General features: G+C 38.8%; 19 protein-coding genes. 15 read left to right on the forward strand and 4 right to left on the reverse strand.

Annotation, left to right across the window (positions count from 1 at the left end):
- Positions 1 to 253: 253 nt before the first annotated feature.
- The gene (locus AC5JMK_RS00065) at positions 254 to 1,159 is read left to right on the forward strand and encodes a CBS domain-containing protein (RefSeq protein ID WP_495909107.1); all 906 of its coding nucleotides are present in this window, start codon (positions 254 to 256) and stop codon (positions 1,157 to 1,159) included.
- Positions 1,160 to 1,198: 39 nt separating this feature from the next.
- Here AC5JMK_RS00065 and AC5JMK_RS00070 read toward each other — a convergent pair whose 3' ends face one another.
- Positions 1,199 to 2,680 (reverse strand): amidase, encoded by a 1,482-nt coding sequence (locus AC5JMK_RS00070; RefSeq protein ID WP_096672705.1) that lies wholly within the window; start codon positions 2,678 to 2,680, stop codon positions 1,199 to 1,201.
- A 91-nt stretch (positions 2,681 to 2,771) separates the two neighbouring features.
- Between AC5JMK_RS00070 and AC5JMK_RS00075 the strand changes: the two genes are divergently transcribed.
- Entirely contained in the window at positions 2,772 to 3,359 is a 588-nt protein-coding gene (locus AC5JMK_RS00075; protein ID WP_096672707.1) for a TetR/AcrR family transcriptional regulator, read from the forward strand.
- A 17-nt stretch (positions 3,360 to 3,376) separates the two neighbouring features.
- Here the strand turns inward: AC5JMK_RS00075 and AC5JMK_RS00080 are convergent, their stop codons facing one another.
- On the reverse strand, positions 3,377 to 3,829 hold the full coding sequence (locus tag AC5JMK_RS00080) for a DUF3531 family protein (protein ID WP_096672709.1): 453 nt from the start codon (positions 3,827 to 3,829) through the stop codon (positions 3,377 to 3,379).
- A gap of 264 nt (positions 3,830 to 4,093) precedes the next feature.
- Positions 4,094 to 5,032, reverse strand: a complete 939-nt coding sequence (locus tag AC5JMK_RS00085; RefSeq protein ID WP_096672711.1) for a Sll0314/Alr1548 family TPR repeat-containing protein — start codon at positions 5,030 to 5,032, stop codon at positions 4,094 to 4,096.
- Between the two features lie 371 nt (positions 5,033 to 5,403).
- Between AC5JMK_RS00085 and AC5JMK_RS00090 the strand changes: the two genes are divergently transcribed.
- From AC5JMK_RS00090 to AC5JMK_RS00135, 10 genes are all read left to right on the forward strand, one after another.
- A complete protein-coding gene (locus AC5JMK_RS00090; protein WP_096672713.1) occupies positions 5,404 to 6,078 on the forward strand; it encodes an ABC transporter ATP-binding protein in 675 nt (224 codons plus the stop codon).
- A 159-nt stretch (positions 6,079 to 6,237) separates the two neighbouring features.
- A complete protein-coding gene (locus AC5JMK_RS00095; RefSeq protein WP_096672715.1) occupies positions 6,238 to 6,636 on the forward strand; it encodes a HepT-like ribonuclease domain-containing protein in 399 nt (132 codons plus the stop codon).
- 117 nt (positions 6,637 to 6,753) lie between these two features.
- A complete protein-coding gene (locus AC5JMK_RS00100; RefSeq protein ID WP_495909108.1) occupies positions 6,754 to 7,335 on the forward strand; it encodes a Uma2 family endonuclease in 582 nt (193 codons plus the stop codon).
- Positions 7,336 to 7,469: 134 nt separating this feature from the next.
- Positions 7,470 to 7,691, forward strand: a complete 222-nt coding sequence (locus AC5JMK_RS00105) for a hypothetical protein (protein ID WP_495909109.1) — start codon at positions 7,470 to 7,472, stop codon at positions 7,689 to 7,691.
- On the forward strand, positions 7,678 to 7,872 hold the full coding sequence (locus AC5JMK_RS00110; protein ID WP_096672719.1) for a DUF2283 domain-containing protein: 195 nt from the start codon (positions 7,678 to 7,680) through the stop codon (positions 7,870 to 7,872). Before AC5JMK_RS00105 ends, AC5JMK_RS00110 begins: the two co-directional genes overlap by 14 nt.
- Positions 7,873 to 7,923: 51 nt before the next feature.
- Positions 7,924 to 8,505 (forward strand): Uma2 family endonuclease, encoded by a 582-nt coding sequence (locus AC5JMK_RS00115; RefSeq protein WP_096672721.1) that lies wholly within the window; start codon positions 7,924 to 7,926, stop codon positions 8,503 to 8,505.
- A gap of 98 nt (positions 8,506 to 8,603) precedes the next feature.
- Positions 8,604 to 9,341, forward strand: a complete 738-nt coding sequence (locus tag AC5JMK_RS00120) for a phycocyanobilin:ferredoxin oxidoreductase (RefSeq protein WP_096672723.1) — start codon at positions 8,604 to 8,606, stop codon at positions 9,339 to 9,341.
- Positions 9,342 to 10,087: 746 nt separating this feature from the next.
- Positions 10,088 to 11,380: an HlyD family secretion protein gene (locus AC5JMK_RS00125; RefSeq protein ID WP_495909110.1), complete on the forward strand. Its 1,293-nt coding sequence runs from the start codon at positions 10,088 to 10,090 to the stop codon at positions 11,378 to 11,380.
- Between the two features lie 102 nt (positions 11,381 to 11,482).
- Complete coding sequence (devC, locus tag AC5JMK_RS00130; protein ID WP_096672727.1) at positions 11,483 to 12,640, forward strand: ABC transporter permease DevC; 1,158 nt, start codon at positions 11,483 to 11,485, stop codon at positions 12,638 to 12,640.
- Between the two features lie 68 nt (positions 12,641 to 12,708).
- Positions 12,709 to 13,425, forward strand: a complete 717-nt coding sequence (locus AC5JMK_RS00135; RefSeq protein ID WP_096672729.1) for a DevA family ABC transporter ATP-binding protein — start codon at positions 12,709 to 12,711, stop codon at positions 13,423 to 13,425.
- Between the two features lie 25 nt (positions 13,426 to 13,450).
- Here AC5JMK_RS00135 and AC5JMK_RS00140 read toward each other — a convergent pair whose 3' ends face one another.
- Complete coding sequence (locus AC5JMK_RS00140) at positions 13,451 to 14,230, reverse strand: hypothetical protein (RefSeq protein WP_096672731.1); 780 nt, start codon at positions 14,228 to 14,230, stop codon at positions 13,451 to 13,453.
- Between the two features lie 367 nt (positions 14,231 to 14,597).
- Between AC5JMK_RS00140 and AC5JMK_RS00145 the strand changes: the two genes are divergently transcribed.
- The 3 genes from AC5JMK_RS00145 (at position 14,598) to AC5JMK_RS00155 (ending at position 24,107) form a co-directional block, all read left to right on the forward strand.
- The gene (locus tag AC5JMK_RS00145) at positions 14,598 to 15,374 is read left to right on the forward strand and encodes an HAD family hydrolase (RefSeq protein ID WP_096672733.1); all 777 of its coding nucleotides are present in this window, start codon (positions 14,598 to 14,600) and stop codon (positions 15,372 to 15,374) included.
- 298 nt (positions 15,375 to 15,672) lie between these two features.
- Positions 15,673 to 21,687: a hybrid sensor histidine kinase/response regulator gene (locus AC5JMK_RS00150; protein WP_495909111.1), complete on the forward strand. Its 6,015-nt coding sequence runs from the start codon at positions 15,673 to 15,675 to the stop codon at positions 21,685 to 21,687.
- Positions 21,688 to 21,701: 14 nt separating this feature from the next.
- Entirely contained in the window at positions 21,702 to 24,107 is a 2,406-nt protein-coding gene (locus AC5JMK_RS00155) for a hybrid sensor histidine kinase/response regulator (protein WP_495909112.1), read from the forward strand.
- The last annotated feature ends 172 nt before the right edge of the window (positions 24,108 to 24,279 follow it).

Below are 24,279 nucleotides of genomic sequence, written 5' to 3' on the forward strand. Positions count from 1 at the left end.
TTATCAGTTATCAGTTATCAGTTATCAGTTATCAGTTATCAGTTATCAGTTATCAAATTAAACTGTTAACTGATTCATGTCTCATACCCCATACCCAATCCCCGATTCCCGATCCCTTATCCCCGATCCCCGATTCCTAACTTTTCACTGAAACAAAATGTAACATTTTTGATACAAATCACCATGTAAAACATTAAAGGGCATTGTCAAATATTTAGTAAATTTGAGACAGTGTTCCCTAGCTTGAATAAACATGCAAATTAATGACCTCCTGCTAAGTGAACCATCTATTGAGGCGGCAATTGAGCAAAATCCGCCGATTGTTGCACCGGAAACTTTACTGGTAGATGTCATTGCTTTAATGAACCAATCACGCTCTAACAGTAAACTTTCTGTAGATTCACCATCAATTGACTTCAGCAAATATCCAAGACACTCCAGCTGTGTTTTAGTGGTGCAGGCAAAAGAATTAATAGGGATTTTAACTGAAAGGGACATCGTTCGGTTAACAGCTGGTGGTATTAATTTTCAAGAAGTAACAATTGGTGAAGTGATGACAAAGCCGGTGATTACCTTATCACAGGCTGAGTTTAGTGATATTTTCGGAGCGTTATTTCTATTTCGACGCTATCGAATTCGTCACTTGCCAATTTTAGGTACTAATAGAGAAATCATTGGTGTCGTCTCACCTAAGAGTATTCGTAGTGTTTTAACACCCGCTCATCTACTGAAAGTCATACGTGTGGCTGATGTCATGAATACTCAAGTTATCCGTACCCCGAAAATTGTGTCAGTGCTGACTTTAGCTCAAATCATGGCTGAGTATCGAGTCAGTTGTGTAGTAATTAGCGAAGAAGAACCACAACCAGATTTAGGATGCTTTATTCACAAACCCTTGGGGATTGTCACTGAGCGAGATATTGTCAAATTTCAAGCAATGCAATTAAATTTGGCTGCATTACAGGCGGAAACTGTGATGAGTACACCGCTATTTTTACTTAATCCAGAAGATTCTTTGTGGACTGCTCATCAAGAGATGCAAAGGCGACGGGTACGAAGATTAGTAATATCTTGGGATGGTGGTAGAGGATTGGGACTGGTGACTCAAAGTAGTTTACTGCGAATTGCTCGATCCCATCCGAATGCATGGAATTGTTAAGATATCGCAAAGGACGGTTGATAACTAACAAGATACTTCTCAGTAACCAGAAGGGTGTTGGAAATCACCAACCACTTTGTTTATTTCTTGAGCGATCGCCAGCAGTTCCATTTCTCGCCAGCGCTTTCCGACAATTTGCATTCCAATTGGTAGACCATTTTGAGTTTGTCCAATTGGAATGACTACAACCGGATGACCTGTAAGATTGAAGGGTACAAGGTAAGCACCAGATGCCATCTGATATGGGACTTTTCGACCTTCGATGTCAACTGCTTCTCCTTTCGCGCGATGGGTAAAAGCAGGTGTCATTGCTACAGGACAGAGCCATACATCCCATGATTCAAGTTCTTTGTCCATTTGAGCAATGAAGCGATCGCGTTCTGTCAATGCTGCAAAATAACCTTTTAACGTCGGGTTCAAGAATAGTGGTAAGGCAATCTTAGGAACATGACTAATTCTTCGTAAAGCAGGGTCGCCCTGGGTTGCTTCACGCCATAAAAACAGCATTTGTTTTTGTACATTTGCAAAGTTAATAGGTTGAGAGTACAGCAAATTGTAAGTACCAACTTTGTAGTAAATTTCCCAAGCTGTAACAAAATCAAATTTTGGATACCAAAATTCAACTTTAGTTCCAATGTCTATCAACCGCCTTGCAACTGTCTGCATAGCAGATTTGATTTCCGAAGCAACTGGATACAAAGGCAATTCATCAATCCAAGCAATGCGTAAATTTTGCAGGTTTTGCTCAATATAATTATCTAGCGGCACAGGTGGAATATCTGGTTGGCGTGGATCTGAACCTGCTATTAGTCGCAGACCAAGGCGCAAATCTTCTATAGAGCCAGCAATTACTCCAACTGTAAACATTTGGCGAATACAGCGTGGCATTTTCAGTACATCAGGAATATCGCCCACATGGCCCGTAGTTGGAACACGGCGATCAGTTGGTTTCAGTCCAAACACACCACAAAAGTGAGCAGGCTGACGAATAGAACCGCCATTATCAGAACAAATGTCCAACGGTGAAAAACCTGCTGCAATTGCCGTCGCACTGCCACTGGAAGTCCCACCTGGTGTATACTCTGGGTTCCAAGGATTATTAACACGAGGAAAGATTGCTTGGTAATCTCCACTAGGATCTGCTGTTGCCGTTGTTTTTCCTAAAATTATCGCCCCAGCTGCACGAACACGAGCAACTGCGGTGGCATCATGTAGAGAAATATAATGTGGAAATGGCTGATAGTCTGCAATTGTGGATAGTCCAGCCGTTTCCAAGTAGTCTTTGATAGTTACAGGAACGCCATGTAAAAGTCCCCAATTTTCTCCTTTTGCGATCGCTGCATCCGCTTTTTTTGCTTGTTCTCTTGCTCGTTCAGCATTGAGAATACAGATGGCATTCAAAGCAGCGTTATAGCAATCAATCTGAGCAAGATAAGCATCCACTACTTCTAGGGATGAAACAACGCGATCGCGAATCATTTGAGCAAGCTGATAGGCAGGCGTGAAGACTAGATCGCTCATATAAATTTTGGATTTTGGATTGATTGTGTCGCCACAATAAAATTAATTATATTCACTTTTAGTTAATTGTATTAACTAATTTAATTTTTCTATGGGTCGCCCTACAAAAGAAAACTCTCTAACCCGTAAAGATGTGATTGAAGCTGCGATCGCTTGTCTTGATCAAGAAGGAGAATCAGCCCTTGGTGTAAATCGGATTGCGCGGGAATTGGGCATCAAGCCACCCGCAATCTATAAGCATGTTGATGGTAATACAGGCTTGCGAAAAGCTGTAGTGATTGCCATTTGGCAGAGATTTTTTACCTATTACAAGCAACAAACCGCCGGATTGAGTGAACCTCGCACACTTCTGCAAGCAGGTGGACATGCAACTCGTAATTTTGCGCGATCGCATCCAGCGCTGTACAGGATAATGATGCAAGTGCAACTACAACCTACTGATGCAGAAGCAGCACCAATTATTCAAGAAGCGCTGGGTTTTTTCAGAATCGGTTTAGAATCCTACAACCTCACTGAGAATCAATTAATTGATGTTATGCGAATAGTGAATGCAGCAGTTTCCGGTTTTATTGCTGTCGAACAAGCAGGATTGCTCACACTCAACCGTTCCACTGATGCGAGTTTTGAAGTGATGCTTGATGCTCTATTTGTTGCGATCGAACACATCAGAGCAAGTTAACCTAGTAATTTTTGCTACTAGTTATCATACATAAACGAAGGACGACTCTCGCTGTCCTCAACAGGCCAATCATCGTTTTCACCGCCGATATAAACTTCATCAATGGTGACGTATTCTACACCGAGTTGTTGAAGAGCATTGATGAGAATATCTAAAGCGATCGCATCTGAAGTTCCCAAATCAAACCAGCAACGTCCCCATTGACCCTGATACTCAAAGTCTCCCTTGTTGTGCATCAGTGCTAACAAACTTCTATCATACGCATCAGCGTCATAATTCATATAGCCCAGATCTAACCCTGTTTCCTGTACCTGGAGATTTTCAGCATTATATGCACCCAACTTACCCATGTAAAACCAGGAATCAAAAAGTTCTTCTACATATTCCTTTTCACGTTGTGAAGGTACAGTACTGAACTTCAGCCAAATCCATATATCAAAAGGGTCAAATTCACGAAACTGTATTTTCATTACTTAAACTTGCTTAACAGAACCTTACTCAAAACTACCAAACTAAATTATAGGTGATTGGTAAAGTTCTTTTTTATCTACTGCGCGATTATCCATCCACTAACGCAGGGGACGTTAAATAAGCTAAGGCGCATATAAATATCTGTCAATTAGTTCTTGATGGACTACTAGGAAAGAGAAAAGTTCGTAGTAAGGACTTTAGTCCTTAAATATCTAAGCGCTAAAGCGCTTACTACAAACCATCAAAATTCACAGCACAATCTACTACCTTTGAGCGCGAGCAATATCCTTTGCAGTTTTGCGGCGTTCGCGTTCAATTTGTTTTACCAAACTTGCTGGTAGTTGAGATTTTTTCGCCAGTGCTTGATCAAAATAGCTGACCGCCTCCTGTAAAAGTTGTTGATTTTTCTGTTTTCCAGCCATTCCTCGCAAAATTTGGGCTTTGAGGTAATACACTTCTGGATTATTTGATGTCCCCTTTAAAGCACGATTGGCATATTCCAGCGCTTGATTATACTGCTTTAAGTCTCGATATCCATAGGCAATACCCCGATCTGCCAAGTACTCAGGCCCAGCACTTTTGTCTAAGCGTTCAATTGCCTGTTGAGGATTAGCAAAGGGTAAATTTACAGCCAGCATCAAATCCATGTAGCCTTTGAGTAAATTTAGCTCTGGATCGTTGGCAGAAATTGCCTCTGCTTTATCTAAATATTTATAAACTTCCTGCAACTTGCTTAATGCTTGTGCCGCACCGTTGACTGTGCCTTGACGACGAACCTGTGCTGCTCCTTCTAAAAAATGACCGACAGCACTGTAAATGTTACCACGCAAGGGGTCACTAGCAATTAATTTTTGCCCAATTTCAAGAGTTTTTTGGCTATAGGTATCAAGCGCAGCCCAATCTTGATTTGTATATGCTAGAGATGCCCTCATTGCATAGGCTAAAGGTTCATTTGGTTCGCTGGATAATGCCTGTTGCAGGTAATTTTCTGCTGCTTTGTAGTCACCCTGTTGAAAAATAGCTTTGAAAGCTGCTTCAGTTTTATCACCTATATTACGTGCTTCTTTTGTCCGAAAAGGATCAGCAGCAATAGAAGGATTAACCCATGTATTAAGAACTAAAGTCGTTGCCAGACCGACTTGAATGAAGGTTTCAAGCCTACCAGATAAAATTGCTTGCACAGATGGAAACCATTTACTCATTGTTGTGTTTCCTTCAGAATTATTACTGTTAAGGTTGTTGTATATGTTACTTAAAGCTCAAAAAAATTAACAAAATAATTTTGAGTATTTCAGGTAAATCCTGGTATACAGTTTGACTGTGGTGATGTTAACGGGTTCCCATATTTTGTTTTAGCTGTTGTTCCAAAATAAGTTTGCCACAATAAAAACAGTTGTGAGTGAAGTTTGCTTGGCTGTTGCTTTTAAAATTTAAAGAAAAGCCGAATATCCTATAGCCGCTAAATATTTACCATGTAAACATGGCAAATGTCCTGTGAACTTTTTCAGGACTTGGCATATGCTCAGTGTGTATTTAATAAATAAGTCCTAACTTTCTTTGGTATTCTTAACAAATGCTCTATCTCAGAAACGTAGTTTACCACCCCACAGCTTGTCCGACAGCAATTCTCAAATCAATTCATCTAGACTTGGCATCCCAACAGTTGGGTTTGATTATTGGGCCAAGTGGTTCTGGAAAAAGTACGTTACTCGAAATTTTGTCCGGACTAGCTGAACCGACATCCGGTTCTGTGAGTTGGCACGAACAAACCCTGATTGCTGAAGAGTTACAGCAATTAGCAGGTTTAGTATTCCAGTTTCCCGAACGGCATTTTTGTGGTGGTACGATTTTAGAAGAATTACGCTTAGGACATCCAGAGTTAGGAACACAAAGAGTTAAAGAAGCTTTGCAAGAAGTCGGTTTAGAGCATTTATCCTTGGCGACATCACCCCAGGCTTTGAGTGGAGGCCAGCAGCGACGTTTAGCCCTCGCTGTCCAATTAATTCGTCAACCACGCTTATTATTACTCGATGAACCCACCGCCGGCTTAGATTGGTCAATGCGTCAGCAATTAGTCAATTTATTAGCAAAACTTAAAAAAGATTGGACATTGTTGGTAGTAACTCACGATGCTGGGGATATGTTAGCGATCGCTGACCGTTGCTGGAGTATCAATCATGGCGAACTCGAAGCAATCGACCCTTTGACACTCACAAACAAAGTTGACGAACCCCTTTCCGTGGCGTGATTGGGGATTTGGGGGGACAAGGGGGACATGGGAGCAGGGTGCAGGGAGCAGGGAAAGATGGAGAATAACCAATGCCCAATGCCCAATGACAAATGATAAATGACAAATGACAAATAACTAAATTCTTCTGAATTGCCTGGTAGTCACTATTGCTTCTCCATGATCTGGTATCCAGGCTATCCATTCGTCTTGAAAAATTGGACACAGCAGCAGTGCTTCATCAAAGCTGTAGGGATTGGGAAGTTCCAAGAGTCTCACCCAGGTATTAGCTTGAAAATTTTGCTGTTACGCTATGCAAATGGGGTTAGCAAGTCAGAACTGGAAACCAATGACGAGAAATTGTCTGCAATCCTCTACCAAATTACAATTATTGGTGAAGCCACCAAAAGGCTTTCTCAGTCGTTCCGTCAGCAACATCAAGAAATTCCCTGGCGACAAATGGCAGGAATGCCAGATGTGATAGTCCATGAATACGATCAGCTTGATTTTGATCTGATATGGGATGTTGTTGAAAATAAATTGCCAGAACTTTTGAACTTGATTGATTCTTTACTGTAAAGGTGTTTGGCACCAAGCCATGACTGGGCAAACTATCCCAGTGGCTCAACTTTGGGAAGGTCTTGAAGATGGTTGATCAGCCTTTTATTCAACTTAAGCCTTGGGGGTAAAACTGACATGATTGCTCAACCTGAGACAAAGCACTACACCATTGATGAATATCTAGAACTCGAAATCACCTCAGAAACACGTAGCGAATATTGCAATGGAGAAATCATTCCCATGACGGGTGGAACCCCAGACCATAATGATATTGCCAGCAATCTTGTGGCTATCCTTAAAGCAGCATTGCGGGGAAATCCCTACCGTGTATTTATCCTGGATCAGCGACTTTGGATTCCCGATGCAAATCTATATACCTATCCCGATGTGATGGTTCTAGCCAAACCCTTAGAACTTCAAACTGGACGCAAAGATACCGTGGTTAATCCCTACTTTATCGCTGAAGTGTTGTCTAAGTCCACCCAAAACTATGACCGTGGAGAGAAATTTGTTGCCTATCGTACAATTCCCAACTTCCAAGAATATTTGCTGATCGATCAATACCGTATACACGTCGAGCATCATGTTAAAACAGGCGCTCATCAGTGGTTATTTTCAGAATACGACGACCCAGCTGTTACTCTTTCTTTGAGTACCTTTGAGCTTCAAATTCAAATTGCAGAACTTTACGAAAATATCGACTTTTCCAACGTTTGAGTAGAAGGGCGATTGAGACTGATGAAGCGATCGCAATCACTTGGATAAATCAACAGCTTAAAGCATTAAATGAAGCTGAGGTGTTGAAATAACAGATCAAAGAAATTCGCTTTAGCGATCATGCTCAATTAAAAATGGAGGTTTTAGCGAGTCATGAAATAAGCATCGATCCGAACTTTGTAATAGAGACAGTGCGATCGCCAGACAAGCTGGAAATTGCTGAAGTGGATCAACTGATTGCACAAAAACGTTTAGACGAAAATTTAGTGCTTCGAGTCGTTTACCGAGAATTCAATGCTTTCCTTTTGATCGTCACCCTTTATCCTGGCAGGAAGTCTAGATATGAAAAAGATTAGCTATAGCAAAGATGTTGATGCTCTATTAATTGAAATTTCAAATGAGCCTATTGCTTATGCTGAAGACGAAGGACAAGTGATTTTGCATTATTCTCAAGATGCCAAGCTAGTTCTAGTTGAAATACTAGACTTTCGACGCTTTATGTCCAATGAAACTGTGACTGCATTGTTAGCCTCCTGAGAAAATTGCAAAGATAGGAGTATAACGGGCGATTGTCTTACAGTGATTGACATGATTATACAGGCTGAAGCCAAGAAAATTTATACACCCGAAGAGTATCTCGATTTTGAGGTGAATTCAGATATTCGGCATGAGTATATTAATGGACAAATTATCCCTATGACTGGCGGGACTCCCGAACATAATGAAATTGCTAGTATTCTTAATGCTGCTTTAAGAGTTAGTTTGAAAGGGAAACCGTACAGTATTTTTGTAGCAGATCAACGACTTTGGATTCCCGATCGCAAGCTTTATACTTACCCAGATGTTATGGTTGTCCCCCGCCCACTCGAACGACAACAGGGACGAACTGATACAATTACTAACCCGGTGATGATCGCCGAAGTGCTTTCAAAATCAACCAAAAGCTACGATAGGGATGAAAAATTTTCAGCGTATCGTACCATTCCCACATTTCAAGAATATTTATTGATTGATCAATATACTGTTCATGTTGAGCAATACTCCAAAACAGACTCCCACAAATGGATCTTTACTGAATATGACGATCCAGAATCGTATATTTCACTCTCATCGATTCCCTTTGAAATTCGTTTAGCAGATATCTATGAAAATGTTGAATTTGAGACATAGTGGAAATTGCTAAAACTTGAAATATGTTGCAACCTGGATGGGGCAGTGTATGCTGGGCTGTACACTGGCTACTAGATTGAGATTCGTGGGTTTAAATAATGTCAACTACTTCTATTCCCTCACTGCGTGACCAACAACATCCCCTGATTCGTCAACTTGCTGATAGTATTGAAGCAGCTTGGCATAAACACCTAGACCTTTCGCCCTACCATTTACCTGCGGAGTTGGGGTATGTGGAAGGTAGACTAGAGGGCGAAAAATTGATCATTGAAAATCGCTGTTATCAAACGCCTCAGTTTCGTAAAATGCATCTAGAATTGGCTATAGTGGGAAACATGCTGGATATTCTGCATTGTGTGATGTTTCCTCGACCAGAATATGACTTGCCAATGTTTGGTTGTGACTTGGTTGGTGGTAGGGGTCAAATTAGTGCAGCGATCGCTGATCTTTCACCTGTTAACTCTGAGCATTCTTTGAGTGAAGCTTATACTTCTGCACTCGTGGCGCTACCAGTACCAGATTTTTCCCAACCGCGTGATTTACCAGAATGGGGAGATATCTTTTCTGAGTTTTGTATGTTTGTGCGTCCGAGTTCCACTGAAGAAGAAACAATGTTTCTCAAATGTGTGGAAGGATTTTTAGACATTCATTGTCAAAATGCGATCGCATCTAACCAAGTTTCATCCGATAAGGTGATGCAAATTATTGCAGGACAACATAATTACTGTACCAAACAACAGCAAAACGATAAAACTCGTCGTGTACTAGAAAAAGCTTTTGGTTCAGAATGGGCAGATAATTATATGACTACTGTTTTATTTGACCTACCAAATTAATTATTTTTTTGTTATTAGTTGGTTGGTGGTTGGTAGTTGGTTATTTGTGATTAATGTTTTTCCATTAAGTAGGTAAGTGTAATTAAAGATAAAATAAAACCTCACCCTGCCTCCGGCTTCCCTGTCCTTAGTAAGGAGAGGGATTGAGGGTGAGGTTTTATATTTAATTTGACCCACTTACTTAGCAATTACTAATTACCAATTGCCTATCATCTGTTAGGTTTGTTACGTTTCACAAAAACTTATTGATGTAGAATTTATTCAAAGCGAATAAAATGGAGTAAAATAACTGTAATAGCGCCTATAAACTCCACTGCATCTCTTCAAATAACCAGGTGTATCTAGTAGTAACAATTTTAGTTTTTCAATTTTACAAAACCTTCACCTAACTATCTATTAAATAAGTGGCTTGTAATTGATAGTTAGTGTCTGGTTGTTAATACCTCCGAACAACAACAAACAACTAACGATTGCATGAGTGAAATATGTAAAGAAAATCATTTCATGTAACACAGGATAAATTAGCGAAATGCTTTGTTCCTACAAGCGCCATTGTGAAAAACATTGGCGTTGAATTGTCTTGATAAGTAAAAATTGAATATGAAGAACAGCTTTAAATTTGTGTAATTTATGGTTAGTATTTTGCTGTTTCTCAAAAACTATTTCTAATTCATACAACTATGCTTAATTCGCTACTTTTTACTTTCTTTAGTATTAGCAAAATTTAAAGATAAGGGTAATTTACAATGACGCGGATGACAGAGGAATCAGCATTTAGAGAACAACCTCAACTTTGGTGGGCGATCGCGATCGCTCTACCAGTTACAGTTGCGGCTGGAGTGCTGACTATGGCGAAAATGGATCAGGTGAAACAAACTGAACCTATAGCGAGCGCACCAATTGTCACCACTGTTCATGCTGTGGGACGTATACAACCGCTAGGAGACGTGATCAGACTTTCTGCTCCCGCAGGAATCCAGGGGACTTCGCGAGTTGAACAACTTTTTGTAAAAGAAGGAGAACGTGTTAGAAAAGGTCAAGTAGTTGCGATTTTGGATAGCTTTGGTAATAACAAAGCTGTATTGGAAGAAGCCAGAGCTAGAGTCCAAGAAGCCCGTGCTAACTTGGAACAAATCAGAGCGACTTTACCAAAAGACATCGAAGCTCAAAGAGCAGTTATCGCTCGCTTAAACGCTCAGTTGCGTGGCGAAAGCATCGCTCAACGAGCCTTAATTAACCGTATAGAAGCAGAATTAGCGGGACAAAGAGATGTCTTTGGAGCAAGTATTGCACGTGTTAAAGCCCAACAACGTAACGCCCAAGTCGATGCTCAACGTTATGAGATGTTATACACAGAAGGCGCAATTTCTCAGCAAGAGCGTGACAATAGACGCTTGAGTGCAGTCACATTTGGTGAGCAACTAACTGAAACCCAAGCTACACGTAGACAAACCATTGCAACTTTGCAACAACAAATTGCAGAAGCGACAGTAAACAGAGATAAAACTATAGCAATTTTGCAACAACAAATTGATGAAGAAAGAGCCAGATTGCAAAGACTTTTGGATACTCGTCCGACTAATTTGCAAATAGTACAAGCTCAATATGTGAATGCGATCGCTAATCTTAGAAAAGCAGAAGCACAACTACGCTTAAGCTATGTTGAAGCACCCATGGTTGGAGAAGTTTTAAAAATTCATACTAGGGCTGGGGAAACAATGGGTGTAGATGGTATTGCTGAGATTGGAAAAACTGATCAAATGATAGTTGTTGCTGAAGTTTCCGAAGACACAATTGGTAAAGTACGTCTTGGTCAAGAAGCAACAATTAGTAGTGAAAATGGAGCTTTTAACGGTGAATTAAAAGGAACAGTTACCGAGATTGGTAGAAAAGTGGGTAAGAAAGATGTACTCAATACAGATCCAGCCGCAGATGTAGATGCAAGAGTAGTGGAAGTCAAAATAGCTTTATCTAGTGAAGATAGTGCTAAAGTTGCAGGTTTAACTTATGCCAAGGTAGTTGTGGGTATTGATCTTTAAATTATGAATTATTTCATATCTTGCAGCAACTTTTCATACCGCCAATAAATCTTGGAAATCTATTTCAATAATTTTTACATAAAATGCTTGGAGACAAACATAATGTTTGGCAGCAAAATACCTCTAGCTTGGTTACAACTAAAACGTGAAAGAACACGCCTAGCTGTAGCTTTGGCAGGAATTGCTTTTGCCGATATTTTGATGTTTATGCAACTCGGATTTCGGGATTCTCTGTACTATAGTAACGTTAGGTTTCATACTAGCTTACAGGGCGATATTGTTTTAATTAATCCTCAATCCAGTGCTTTATTGTCAATGAAGCCCTTTTCCCAGAGACGTTTATATAGAGCTTTGGATTTAAAAGCAGTACAATCAGTACATCCTATTTACTTAGACTATACTAGCTGGAAAAATCCGATAACAGGCATCCCCCGCAACTTGCTTGTTATTGGTTTTAACCCCGAATCTAACGTATTAAAATTAGAGGGTCTAGAAGAGAATTTAAACAAACTTAAAATACCAGATGTAGTTTTATATGATAAATCATCTCGACAAGAGTATGGGCCAATAGCTGCTAAATTTCAAGAAGGCAAATTAGTTACCGCAGAAGTGAGAAGACGGTTAATTAAGGTAGGAGGATTATTTACTTTAGGTGCTTCTTTTGGTGCAGATGGTAATTTGATTACCAGTGATGTCAATTTTTTGCGGATATTTTTGAATCGACAGCCAGGGTTAATTGATATTGGTGTAATTAGACTTAAGCCAGGTGCGAGTGCAGATGCGGTTGCTAAAGAATTAAGCAATTATTTACCATCAGATGTGAGGGTTTTAACGAAGCAAGAATATATTGATAAAGAAAGAAACTTCTGGGCAAGTAGTACAGCCATCGGCTTTATTTTTACTTTAGGAACAATCATGGGATTTATCGTTGGAACTGTGATTGTTTATCAAATCCTTTATACAGAAGTAGCAGATCATTTAGTCGAATATGCGACTCTCAAAGCTATTGGCTATGCACAAGAATACTTGCTGGTTGTAATTCTGCAAGAAGCTTTTATTTTGGCAGTTTTAGGATATGTACCAGGATTTGCTTTTTCTTTATTTCTTTATCAACAAGCTAGACTAGCAACTTTATTACCAGTTTATATGAGTGCTGCACGAGCAATTCAAGTATTGATTTTGACGATTGTCATGTGCTTTATTTCTGGTGCGATCGCAGTTAGGAAATTACGATATGCCGACCCAGCAGATATATTTTAATGGGTAATTGGTAATTGGTAATTGGGCATTGGGCATATTTAACAACCATTAACCACTAACTATTTACTATGACACAAGAACCTGTAATCTCTATCCAACACATCAATCATTATTATGGGAAAGGTGCGCTCAGAAGACAAATTTTATTTGACATCAATCTAGAAATTAATCCAGGTGAAATTGTATTGATGACTGGACCATCAGGGTCAGGTAAAACGACATTGCTAAGTTTAATTGGTGGTTTGCGTTCGGTGCAAGAAGGAAGCTTGAAGTTTTTAGGTAAAGAGTTATATCGAGCTAGTCAAACAAAATTAGTCAGTATCCGACGCAAGATTGGTTATATTTTTCAAGCCCATAATTTATTAGAATTCTTAACAGCCAGACAAAACGTACAAATGGCGGTAGAATTAGACAAATATATATCTCAAAAAGAAGCGATCGCTAAAGCTGAAACTATACTCAGAGCAGTTGGTTTAGGACAAAGAATTAACTACTATCCAGATAGTTTATCTGGAGGACAAAAACAAAGAATAGCGATCGCTCGTGCTTTGGTCAACAATCCAGCATTAATCTTAGCTGACGAACCCACAGCAGCCTTAGACAAGCAATCAGGACGTGACGTTGTGGAATTAATGCAGCGTCTTGCGAAAGAACAAGGGACATCTATTTTATTGGTGACTCACGATAACCGGATTTTAGACATAGCTGATCGCATCGTTGAAATGGAAGATGGTATTTTAGTGCGTCAATCTCAAGGTGCGGTGATCAAAGGTAAAGTTTATTAACAGGGAACTGTTAACAGGGTAGAATTTACTTTTTTAAAGTATTTGGTTGGCGACTAGTGCGGAAAGTCACATTCACCCCTTCATTGGATTGTTCTAGAACCAGTAAAGGCGTAGGTTTAGCCTTCTGATCCCAATGCATGTAAGCAACTCTACCTTGAATAGTAGGTTGCCAGTTATCCTCATCATCTACCGGACCAAGATAAGTTTCAATACAGTCGATAATCTGGCTAATTGTGGCAGAAGTTGCTTGTGTTGGTAACTTCATGAGGCGAATTTGAATGCGAAATAGCACTCGCTTAGTAATATTTGGTGCAGTACCAGTTTCATACTCAACATCAAAAATTTCATCGACTTGGCGTCCTGTACTGCTAGCTATTCCCACTACTCCTTGTTGAGCTTGGTTGGGTCGTAGTGCTTGAGAAATTTTATCTTTGACTTTGATTTTAATTTGATTGAGGATCGCAAAATGAAAAACCTCTTCTGACATTCGCATTCGCAGATAGTCTAGATTAAATTCCCGTGAGTTAATCAAATCAGGATTAGTTTCCATTTTACGAATCGTGTCCAAAGCGAGTTTAAACTTTTTGTCTAGTTCTCGCGTACGGAATTTTTCAAACTTGAGCTTTTTGTGTAGCTGATTCATTTTCATTTTGCTATAGACAATTAAAGCAATCACAACTAAGGCCAATCCTCCACAGCTAGCTACTAACAATGGCGCTATTTGCGGATCACTAGTAGGGATTGGTTGAGATACCTTTTGAGTTTTTGTCCCAGAGGATTGGGCAATAAACATAGAATTTGACATGATAAGCAAACATACTTGACTCTTGATGTCTAGGATGCCCAAATTCTTGATATCATTTTGCTGTATTGATGGTATTTTTTAGGGATTAGGGATAAGGAATAGGGGATCAGAGATCGGGCATTGAGCGTTGGGAATGAATCAGTTAACAGTTAACAGTGACTAGTTTAATTTGATCAGGACTTACGCAAGTGTCACAAAAATTTCAAAATTTTGCTTATTTTGAGGACTAAAGTCCTCACTACGAACTTAAAATAATATGCCAGTTGCGTAAGTCCTGTTGATCACTGATCACTGATAACTGATTAGTTGTCCCCCTTGTCCCCCTTGTCCCTCTTGTCCCTCTTGTCCCCCTTGTCCCCGCTCCCCTATGTCCAGATTCCTACCCTTATCTCAAATTTCATCAGGCGATCGCTTCAGTAATATTCGTCTAGTTGCTACAGATATGGATGGGACTTTGACTGTGAGTGGGAAGTTTACAAGTAAACTCCTGCAAGCTTTTGAGGATTTAGCATCTGCTGGGATAAAAGTGTTAATTGTTACCGGACGTAGTGCCGGATGGGTAAGTGGATTGGCAGCTTATTTACCTGTTGTCGGGGCGATCGCTGAAAATGGTGGTTTGTTCTATCCAAGCGATAGCGAAAAACCCATGGTCTTGACGCCTATTGCTGATTTAGTTAACCATCGTCAGCAATTAGCTGTGGCTTTTGAAAAATTACAAACCGAATTTCCCCATCTGCAAGAATCATCAGATAATCGTTTTCGTATTACTGACTGGACTTTTAGTGTTGCTGGATTAAGTGCAAACGAAATCCACACCTTAAACAATCTTTGTCAGCAAATGGGTTGGGGATTTACTTACAGCAGTGTCCAGTGTCATATCAAACCCTGGGGACAAGATAAATCAGTTGGGTTATTACAAGTGTTGCAGAAATACTTTCCCCAGTACGCACCCCAAGAAATTGTGACTATTGGTGATAGTCCCAATGATGAAAGCTTATTTGATGAACGTTGTTTTCCTGTTTCTGTGGGTGTCGCAAATGTTTTGGAATATACAGAACAATTGCAGTATCAGCCTGTTTATATCACCACTGCTGCGGAAGGCGAAGGATTTTGTGAATTTACACGATATTTGATTTCGCTTTAAATTCTTTTTTTTTATTGATGCGATCGCCCTAGACGAAAAATTCTTAACAGAACCGTATTGCGACAACTCTTGCGAAGTCGGGGATCTGAAGTCTTAATTTTTACAATCAATTTAGAATTGCTATAGTTAAATTTTAATTAAATATTTTTACTTTCAATTAAATAGTTTCTTATATGGTAGGTATATGTGTCAACAATTAATGATATTACCAAATTTAAAGTTAGGAGCAAAACTTAGCATTGAATATAACAGCTATTAGTTGAGTACCTATTTACTTCACGCCAGCGAAAAGACAAACATGAGCCTTTCCATTGCTGATTACAACTTCATCGAAGTTCTCTACGAAGACAATATTACTTGGGTTTATCGTGCTTTAAAAGAATCAGAGCAAACTTCGGTGATGATCAAAACACTCAAAAGTGAGTACCCAACTATAGAAGAACTTGCTCGATTAAGACACGAATATAAAATACTTCAATCTTTGGATATAGAAGGAATTGTGAAACCCTTAGCTTTAGAAAGCTATCACAATGGTCTGATATTGATTTTTTCAGACTTTGAGGGAGAGTCTTTAAAAAAGTTTATTAGCAAAAAAAAATTTAATATTAGCGATTTTTTGCGAATTGGTATTCAGTTGTCTTCAATTCTGGCTCAGTTACATCAAAATAATATTATTCATAAAAATATCAAAACTCATAATATTCTAATTAACCCGAAAACAGGTCAAGTCAAACTGATAGACTTTAGCATTTCATCGTGTCTGTCGCGAGAAAATTTCACGGTTATTAATCCTAGCTTAGTTATTCGCGAGGCGCTCTTTGAAGGAGTAAATACTCTTGCTTATATGTCACCAGAACAAACTGGTAGGATGAACCGTTCAATTGATTATCGAAGTGACTTTTATTCTTTAGGCATCACATTTTATGAAATATTAACAGGACAGTTGCCTTTTCAAGTTAGCGATCCTTTGGAACTAGTTCATTGTCATATTGCAAAAATTCCAGTTCCGCCTCACGAACTTAATGTAAATATTCCCCAGGCGGTTTCTGAGATTGTCATGAAATTATTAGCTAAAACTGCTGAGGAAAGATATCAAAATGCCTTGGGAATAAAAGCTGATTTAGAAGAATGTCTACGACAATTGCAAACAACTAACAAAATTGAAAATTTCATAATCGGTCAGCTTGATTTATACAGCCAATTTCTGATTCCACAAAAACTTTATGGTCGTGAAACAGAAGTTAATAAGCTGATGGGTGCCTTTGAGCGAGTTAGTTTAGGGGCAAGTGAAATGATGTTAGTAAGTGGATACTCAGGAATTGGCAAATCTTCCTTAGTTAATGAAGTTCATAAACCTATAGTACGACAACGGGGTTATTTTATTTCTGGTAAATTTGACCAATTTAAACGAAATATCCCTTATGCTTCCCTGATTCAAGCCTTTCAAGATTTGATGCGGCAGTTATTAACAGAAACTGCTGAAAAAATTGCTAATTGGAAAACAAAAATTTTAGAAGCTATTGGTACAAACGGTCAAATTATTATTGATGTTATTCCTGAAGTCGAACAAATTATTAATCCTCAGCCAGTAGTTCCTCAATTAGGTTTGACTGAATCACAAAATCGATTTAATCGAGTTTTTCAACAATTTATTCATGTATTTTGTCAACCGGAACATCCATTAGTGCTATTTTTGGATGACTTACAGTGGACAGATTTAGCTTCTCTCAAGTTAATTCAAATATTGCTCAGTGATCCAGATAGCAAATATTTATTACTAATTGGAGCTTATCGAGATAATGAAGTGAATCCGACGCATCCATTGATTTTGACTTTAGAGGAAATTAGAAAATCTGGTGCAGTTATCAACAATATTGTCCTTCAGCCTTTGGAAATTATTCATGTTAACCAATTAGTTAGTGATACCCTCCGCACTCAACAAAAAAAGTCACAGCCGCTAGCTGAGTTAGTCTTTAATAAGACTCAGGGAAATCCTTTTTTCTTGACTCAACTGCTGAAATCTCTTTACCAAGAAAACCTGTTGTTATTTAATTTCACTGAAGGTACTTGGCAGTGGGATATTAAACTGCTGCAAAATGTTGAGATCACTGATAATGTTGTTGAGTTGATGGTCAATCAGATTCAAAAGCTATCACCAACTACACAAAATATTTTAAAGTTAGCTGCTTGTATTGGGGATAAATTTACTTTAGACGTTCTGAGCATTGTTAACCAAAAACAGTTTTCTGAAACAGCAAAAGATTTATGGGAAGCTTTGCAAACAGGTCTAGTTTTGCCCTTAGATGAATCTTACAAAATACCTCTAGTTATCAATCATCAGCAAAATGAACAATTGACAGTTGCTTATAAATTTTTACACGACCGAGTGCAGCAAGCTTCTTATTCTCTGATTCCAGATTATCAGAAAAAAGAAACTCATCTGCGAATCGGTCAACTCCTGCTAAAAAATACAACGCTTGAAGAACGAACAGAAAATATTTTTGCTTTAGTTAATCAACTCAATTACGGAATTGAGTTACTGACCTCAGAGTCAGAAAAATATGAATTGGCTGAACTTAATTTAATAGCAGGACAGAAAGCAAAAGCAGCAACGGCGTATGAGTCTGCTATTCGTTATCTCAAAAAAGGTTTGGGGTTATTGGCAGCTTTTAGCTGGCATAATCAGTATAAATTAACACTAAAACTGTATGAGTCAGCAGTTGAAACAGCGTATCTCAATGGTGATTTTGAGCAGATGGAGAAATGGACAAAAATTGTCCTACAACAAGCAAAAACCCCCATTGACAAAATGAAAGTCTATGAGGTAAAAATTCAAGCTTGTATGGCGCAAGTCAAGCAACTCGAAGCGATCAAGATTGGATTACAAGCGCTAGAACTACTAGGGGTAAATTTACCAGAGTCACCTAGTTCTTCACAGATTCAGCAAACTCTGAGCCAAACAGCAACAAATTTGGCTGGGAAAAATATAGAAGACTTAATTGATCTCCCATTAATGATGGAGGTAGATAAGCTAGCAGCCATACGTATGCTAACAAGTATGGGTTCTCCTACTTATCAATCTGCACCTGCATTATTTCCGTTAGTTATATGCGAACAGGTAAATTTATCTATTAAAAATGGGAATTCGCCCTTCTCTGCTTATGGCTATGTTTGTTACGGTGTGATTTTAAACGGTATAGTTGAGGATATTGAATCGGCTTATAAATTTGGTCAGTTGGCATTAAGTGTAGTGGAACGCTTCAGTGCTTTAGAACTTAAGACAAGTGTATTTTTTGTCGCAGGAGCATGTACGATTCATGGCAAAGTTCATGCTAGAGAAACTTTGCCACTTTTACAGGATGGTTACGCTAGTGGATTGGAAAACGGACATTTTGAATATGGTGGCTATGCTGCTATGCAGAAATGTCAATATTCATATTATATTGGTCAGGAACTGCCAAAACTTGAACGAGAAATGGCAACAGCTAGTATTGCTCTTGCTCAACTCAAGCAAGAAAACGCTTTAAACTGGAATAAAATCTTTCAACAATCAGTTCTTAACTTAGTTGAACCTTGCGAAAATTGCTGTTTTTTGCTAGGTGAAATATACAACGAGGAGAAAGCATTACCGCTTCTTGAGGAAGCTAATGATAGAACTGGACTCCACTACTTTTATCTCAACAAACTTATCCTTTGTTATTTATTTGGAGAGTATGAGCGAGCATCAGAAAATGCAGTTCAAGCCGAGCAGTATTTAGATGGAGTAAAAGCATTTCTTGCTGTGCCAGTTTTTCATTTCTACGATTCTCTGGTACAACTTGCAATATATTTATCAGCCTCAGAATTACACAAAAAATATATCTTAAATAGTATAATTATTAATCAGCAGAAAATGCGAAAATGGGCAGATCATGCCCCGATGAATTTTCAGCATAAATATAACTTAGTAGAGGCGGAGAAAGCGCGGGTATTAGGGCAATATTGGCAAGCAATGGAATTTTATGATCGAGCCATTACTGGTGCTAAGGAGCAGGGATACATCCAAGAAGAAGCACTAGCAAACGAACTTGCAGCCAAGTTTTATTTTGAAAGTGGCAGAGAAAAGGTAGCTCAAACTTATCTAACTGATGCTTACTATGGATATATTCATTGGGGAGCAACAGCAAAAATTAGAGATTTAGAAGCAATATATCCTCAAATTCTTTCACGAATCTCGGAGCGAAAAACCCAAAGTTTAGAAACGACAACTACAGATATTAGTGGAGATTTTGATTTAGCCGCAGTTACAAAAGCCTCACAAGCTCTTTCTGGCGAAATTATGCTAGACAAATTGCTGTCTAAATTAATGCATATTTTGATGGAAAATGCTGGTGCAGAAACCGGATTTTTAATCCTAGAAAAAGCAGGAAGTTTACTGATAGAAGCTTCAGGAGACTTTAGTGAAGATGAAATAATTGTACGGCAATCGACACCTGTACTTTCTTGTCAAGAACTACCAATATCTGTCATAAATTACGTCCATCGAACCCAAAAAGATGTCGTATTAAATGATGCGGCAATTGAGGGAATTTTTACACCCGATAGTTATATTATTAACCATAAACCAAAATCTGTATTGTGTACGTCAATTGTCAATCAAGGTAAACTGATTGGAATTTTGTACTTAGAAAATAACTTGATTGCTGGAGCATTTACGCCAGAAAGATTAAAAGTTTTGCAACTTTTATCTTCTCAAGCAGCAATCTCAATTGAAAATGCGCGTCTTTATAATGATTTAGAAGAATATAATCGGACGCTGGAAGCAAAAGTAGAAAAGCGAACACTAGAGTTACAAGCCAAAAACTTACAACTACAACAAGAAATTAGCGATCGCCAACGAGCAGAAGAAACCGCAGCTGACGCCAATCGTGCTAAAAGCGAATTTCTCGCTAATATGAGCCATGAACTTCGTACCCCACTAAACGGTATTTTAGGTTACGCTCAAATTTTCCAGAAGAGTAAAAATTTAACAGAACAACAAATAAAGGGTGTAAATATTATTTATCAATGTGGTGAACACTTACTCACATTAATTAACGATATTTTAGACGTCTCCAAAATTGAAGCTCGGAAAATGGAACTTTATCCCAAAGAACTTCATTTACCAGAATTATTGGAGAGTATAGTCCAAATGTGCAGCATTCGTGCTAATCAAAAAGGAATTAATTTAATTTACAAAGAATTAACCCCTTTACCAATCATTGTTCGATCTGATGAAAAACGGTTGCGTCAAATTTTGATTAATTTACTTAGCAATGCCATCAAATTTACAGAAAAAGGTAGTATAACTTTCCAAGTAGAGGTAATTAGTCAAGAGTCAGAGGATTTTAATCCAATAACAAATGACAAAATTCGATTTCAAGTTGAAGATACAGGAGTTGGCATTGCATCGGAGCAATTAGAAGACATATTTTTGCCATTCAAGCAAGTGGGTGAAGATAGTCGTAAGATAGAAGGAACAGGATTAGGATTGGCAATTAGCCGTCAACTAGTGCAGATGATGGGCGGTGAACTGAAGGTGAAGAGTACTTTAGGTAAAGGGAGTATTTTTTGGCTAGATTTAGATTTACCAGAGGCTAGTCAACTAAACCATGCTCAGAACGCCGATGAGCGCAATATTATTAGCTTTGTTGGTTCTAAACGCAAAGTTTTAGTTGTCGATGATAAAGAAGCAAATCGCTCTGTTTTAGTTAATTTATTACAGCCTTTGGGATTTGAAATTCTAGAAGCAACAAATGGCTTAGATGCTTTGCACAAAGCACAGGAATTTAAGCCAGATGTGATTTTTATGGACTTGGTGATGACTGTAATGGATGGCTTTGAAGCCACTCGTCGCTTGAGAAGTTTACCAGAACTGAAGGGAATAGTAATAATTGCCGTCTCAGCTAGCGTTTTTGAGTTTGATAAACAACAGAGTCGAGGAGTTGGTTGTAATGATTTTCTTGCCAAACCCATCCAAGTAGCAGAACTTTTAGAAAAATTACGCGTTCACTTGGGATTGGAATGGGTTTATGAAGAAGTCATCAATTGGCAATACCAAGAAGATATTAATCCAAAATTTAAAATCCAAAATTTAAAATTAATTGCTCCACCAGCACAAGAACTGGCTATTTTGCTAGATTTAGCAATGAGGGGTGATCTTAGAGGTATTACTCAAAAAGCCACAGAATTAGCGAAATTGGATCAACAATTAATTCCTTTTGCCAGCCATTTGCGTCAACTTGCCAAAGGTTTTAAAGGGAAAAAAATTCTAGAATTTCTCAAAAAATTTTAATAAAAAGAGGATTTATGAAAACTAATTTAAACCAAAAGGGTGTAATCCTAATTGTGGATGACACTCCCACCAACCTCGAAATACTATTTGATTTTTTAGGGGATTCTGGATTTACGGTTTTAGTTGCAGAAGATGGGGAAAGCGCGATCGCCAGAGCAGAATATGCTCCACCCGATCTGATCCTGTTAGATATAATCATGCCCGGAATGGACGGTTTTGAAACATGCCGTTGTCTCAAAGCAAATGAATCAACAAAAGACATTCCGATCATTTTTATGACTGCGCTTTCCGACACAGTTGATAAAGTCAAAGGCTTAAATCTAGGTGCAGTTGATTACATCACCAAACCACTTCAGCACGAAGAGGTTTTAGCACGGATCGAACTACATCTAAAGTTGCAGAACTTGACAAAAGCACTCCAAGAACAAAATCTGCATCTGGAAACAGAAATTTCCAAGCGTCTGCAAGTAGAGGAAGAACTGCGACACCATACAGCCGAATTAGCAGAATGGAAAAATCGCTGTGAAGCAGTCATTCAAGCAAGTGGTCAATTTATTTACGATTGGAACTCTGATACAGACGAGATTAGCTATGACGGTGACATAGAAAAGATATTAGGTTACTCTCACTCAGAAATGTCAGGTGGTTTAAACCGCTTTTTAGAGTTAATTCATCCTGAAGATCGAAATTTATTTAATCAAGAAGTAAACCGTGTACTCTCCACAAAAGAGCCATTTTATTTGGAATATCGTTTATGTCGAAAAAATGGTACTTGGATCACCGTTGAAGACAAAGGTTACTTCTTTTTAGATAGTAGGGGTAATCTGAATCGCATGGTTGGCTTTGTCGCTGATATTAGCGATCGCAAACAAGCAGAACAAAAAATCTGCGAACAAGCTGCTTTGCTTGACATCACAACAGATGCAATTCTCTTACGAGATTGGGACAATACCATTTGTTTTTGGAATCAAGGCGCTGAACATTTGTACGGATGGAAGACTCAAGAAGCGATCGGTAAAAATGCGAATCAGCTTTTGTATAAACCAGAAACTGTTTCTCAACTCCAAAATGTTCGTAAAACTTTAGTTGAATCTGATGCATGGCAAGGTGAATTGCATCAGATTACTAAAGAAGGAAAAGCAATTATTGTTGCTAGTCGTTGGACTTTGATGCGTGATCAAGATGGACAACCAAAATCAATTTTGACAGTTAACACCGACATTACAGAAAAAAAACTCCTCGAAAGTCAGTTTCTACGCGCCCAACGGTTAGAAAGCGTAGGGACACTGGCTGGTGGTATTGCCCACGATCTGAATAATATACTGACTCCAATTTTGACAGCAGCCCAACTGCTGCAACTCAAACAACCCAACATCGATGAACGCAGTCAGCAGATGTTTAAGACCATAGAATCTAATGCCAAACGTGGGGCAGCTTTAGTCAAGCAGGTGTTGCATTTTACTCGTGGTGTTGAAGGTAAGCGAACAATTGTGCAAGTTGGTCATTTGTGTTCGGAGATTAAACCGATTGTCGAAGAAACATTTCCCAAATCCATTGAATTTTCTACAAATATCCCACCAGATCTTTGGGCTGTGATTGGAGACGCCACCAACCTGCATCAGGTGATTATGAATCTAGTAGTCAACGCCCGTGATGCTATGCCCAACGGCGGGACTTTGAGTATCTCTGCGGAAAATATATTCATTGATGAACAATATGCCCGCATGAATATTGATGCTTGCGTTGGCCCCTATATTGCCATTACCGTTGCCGATACAGGCATTGGGATGCAAACAGAAATACTAGATAGAATGTTTGAGCCATTTTTCACAACAAAAGAGATTGGCAAAGGTACAGGCCTGGGTCTTTCCACCGTCAGAGGTATCATTAAAGGGCTTGGCGGTTTTGTGAATGTATTTAGCACAGTAGGCAGAGGAACTAAATTTAAAGTCTTCCTCCCAGCAGTCGAAGCAACAGCAACACCGCTATCAGAAGACTTAGAACTGCTCAAAGGTAACGGAGAATTAGTTTTAGTTGTAGATGACGAAGCGAGAATTCTCGAAACTACCAAAATCTCTTTAGAAACCTACAACTACCAGGTGATGATAGCTAAAGATGGCATTGAGGCGATCGCACTTTATGCCCAGTATCAAGATCAAATCAGCACTGTCTTAATGGATATGATGATGCCATCAATGGACGGTGTAACGACATCTCGCACTTTGCAAAAAATTGACCCCTTAGTCAAAATTATTGCCGTCAGTGGTTTAGCTGCTAACGAGAAATTAGCAGGAAACCCAGCAATCAAAGCATTTATCGCAAAACCATACACGACTAAAGAACTGTTGCAAACTTTACATAGGATTCTGTATCAAGAAGCAATGAGTGTAGGACTGAAAAAAATTGGAAACATGCTATGAGATGAGAGAGCATCCAAATGTTCAAATCCGCCTGCGATTGAAATCGCAGTAGAGACGCGAAATTTCGCGTCTCTAACACCAAGCGTATTGGGATCACTAACGAAAGATTAAAGTCAATTTTTGTAACTCCCCAGGTAGGACTGTAAGGATCATTCCATTGAGAGAAGAATTA

This window comes from Pelatocladus sp. (assembly GCF_059505505.1).